This is a genomic window from Calditrichota bacterium, assembly GCA_014359355.1.
Lineage (GTDB): Bacteria > Zhuqueibacterota > Zhuqueibacteria > JANLFK01 > Oleimicrobiaceae > Oleimicrobium.
This window is the reverse complement of the sequence record JACIZP010000353.1, coordinates 1-2,552: the sequence shown is the minus strand read 5'-3', so window position 1 is coordinate 2,552 and position 2,552 is coordinate 1. Positions and strand designations below refer to the sequence as shown.

The window sequence follows — 2,552 nt, the reverse complement described above, 5'->3', positions numbered from 1 at the left end:
TCCTGTGCATACAGCCCCCGGCCCGGAGCACCGAGGCCGACGAGCAGCCCCACAAGAAGCCACCACCGCGCGCACGCGATCCTAAACTGGCGCCTGGACATCTTTTCTTCCTCCCTCATAATTACATTCCACGCTCAACCCCCAAAGGCCTAAACGCCCCCGGAGGGCTCCGCCCGGAAAAAAAAAGACCTGAGCGCAGGGCGCCACCCGGCACCTCACACTCAGGCCTCTCTCTCCCTCCTGGGCACGCTATCCGCCCGCAGCGCTCCCCTTCCCCTCGGGGGGGCAGCATGCGGGCTCTTTGCCCCTCCCAGTTGCCTCTGGCTATGTCCAGCTGCCTCAACCATTGCGCTGCCCTCGTAGCTTTCGGCACCCCAGCCTCGGAAGCGGGCCGGCAGAGGGCGGGGCCGGTACACGCCACAAAGGGCAAGGATGGTGCGAAAGCCTGAACAAAACTACTTGCGACGCTTGACAGCCGCGGAGGGATCGCTAAAGCTCGTAGAGGCTACCCCGCACGCGCTGACGGATGAGCTCGTCTCCGCTGGCCCGTATCACTAAAATCAATGGAGCAGAAGTTGGCGACAGCCGAGCCACTTAGCCACCAGCAGCAGAGCAGTCACCTTTTTCCTTCTCCCGGAGGACGTGGGCGCGAAACTCTTGCCGCCTGGGCGTTCGCGGCTCAACATCGGCCCCTTAGAATCCCCATTCCACTCCTCCTTTCCCCTCTAAGGTGATGTACTGGTCGCCACTCAAATAGTCCAAGAAGAAAAGGCCGCTATCTTTCACCGCCGTCAAACCAACGCACACAACTATCGAGGCCCTGGACGACAGAGGGAACGCATTGCCAATGCCCAGCCTCATAATGCCCTTCGTGTCACGGTCGCGGACCCTGGTCTCGTACGGCCAACCGGTGTAGTAAGTCCGCCGGTCCAATTGAACATCTGCATGGCGGAATACCTTGCCCCACTCCAGCGCAAAGTACGGCCCGGCTGAGTTCGCGGCCAAGTAGAAACGGAGACCCACGCTGGGAGCGAAAAAGTAGTTGCTGCCACTCATCGCTAGTCCAGGGGGCGCGTTTGGTTCCTCGCCCCAGGCGGGATGAGGATAGGACCCCGAAGTCCAACTGTACGAAGTGATGCGGTAGCGCGGCCAATCCAGCTCGGCCCCAATAGTAACCGATAGCCTGCGCCAAAGGCGGTACCCGATCTCACCTCGCGCAAGAAGGCAACCATCGTAAGCCGCCCTGTAGCCTACGTACTCAACCTGTATGCCGGTCGTCCCTACATTGAGCACCGGACCACGAAACTGCCCTTGCAGCACGGCGAACGTGCCTCCCTCCTTTACCAGGGAGGCACCACCAAGGGAAAGGGAGGCAAAAGTACGGCCTCCGCTGTTCTGTCCGGCCTCTGCCCCCACCACTAGCCAGACAGCCAGTACCGATCCAGCTACGGCTTTCGCCCACATTGTAGCTCCTCCTTCCTCTGGGCTCTGGACTTTTGTCGCACCGCCCCCTCCCGGCCCTCCGCGCTTCACTCGGCGCCCCAGAGGGGGCGATGCTTCCTTCACCTCGTGTGCTCACGTTCCGACCTATTGGTAACGCGCGACTTGATAGAACATGTCTATCGAGGACACCTTGTCATTGATGGTCTCTGGCGGAAAACCCCAGTAGTTATCCGCATAGTTCGGGTCATAGCACTCCCAGTGCCCACTTCTCTGCACCGCATCGAACTCCTCGCTTGGCCCCTGCCGATTGGCATGCTTCCACACCTTCATGTTGACGGGAATGGAGTACAGGTTGTATCCCAGGTTGACATCCTCAATCCAAGAGTGGGAAGAAATACAATCGTTGAAGCCACCCGGATAGGATTCTTCGCAGCAACTCTGGCTCTTAGTGAGGTCCCAGATCACTTTGTGATAGTAACCCGGTGTGCCTGCCGCCTGCGAAAAAGTGAAGTCGTCGCCGCCGTAGCCCGCGTCCTTGAATACCCTCGCCAGGAGCCAACACGGCGGCTCCTGGGTAGGCTTCCGCAAGCTGCCCTCCGCGATTTCCCCCGAGACCGCGGAGTGCAGTTTTTTATCCGCAGGACGGTAGGTGAACACCCGGTGCTCCTTCACCTCCCAGCCACCCTTGGCGCACCCGTCCTCAGAACAGGCAGCCCGCACCGACATAGGCCAATGTCCTCATCATAACGTGCCCTCCTCCGCTTGGCGTCGACGATATTCAGCTCTCCTCTTGCGCCAACCGCCCCCGGAGGGCTCCGCCCCGAAAAAGAAAGACCTGAGCGCGGGGCGCCACCCGGCACCGCACACTCAGGCCTCTGTCCGCCTATTCGGCACGCTATCCGCCCGCAGCGCTCCCCACTCCCCCGGCGGGGGCAGCATGCGGGCTCTTTGCCCCTCCCAATTGCCTCAGGCCATGTCCAACCGCCTCAACCATTGCGCTGCCCTCGTAGCTTTCTGCGCCCCAGCCTCGGAACCGGGCCGGCAGAGGGCGGGGCCGCGCAGCATGGAGTATAGAAAAACCGAGCGAAAAAATCAAGTACGATCTTCAG

Annotated in this window: 2 protein-coding genes; both read right to left on the bottom strand. The window is 61.1% G+C overall.

Translation table 11 applies throughout. The features are described from left to right. Positions 1 to 693 precede the first annotated feature (693 nt). On the bottom strand, positions 694 to 1,464 hold the full coding sequence (locus H5U38_14885) for a hypothetical protein (protein ID MBC7188308.1): 771 nt from the start codon (positions 1,462 to 1,464) through the stop codon (positions 694 to 696). Positions 1,465 to 1,587: 123 nt separating this feature from the next. After that, complete coding sequence (locus H5U38_14880; protein MBC7188307.1) at positions 1,588 to 2,169, bottom strand: hypothetical protein; 582 nt, start codon at positions 2,167 to 2,169, stop codon at positions 1,588 to 1,590. Between the last annotated feature and the right edge of the window lie 383 nt (positions 2,170 to 2,552).

Excerpts from the sequence above, each read along its gene's own strand:
- H5U38_14885 (MBC7188308.1), bottom strand. The coding sequence starts at position 1,464 with ATGTGGGCGAAAGCCGTAGCTGGATCGGTACTGGCTGTCTGGCTAGTG.
- H5U38_14880 (MBC7188307.1), bottom strand. The coding sequence starts at position 2,169 with ATGTCGGTGCGGGCTGCCTGTTCTGAGGACGGGTGCGCCAAGGGTGGC.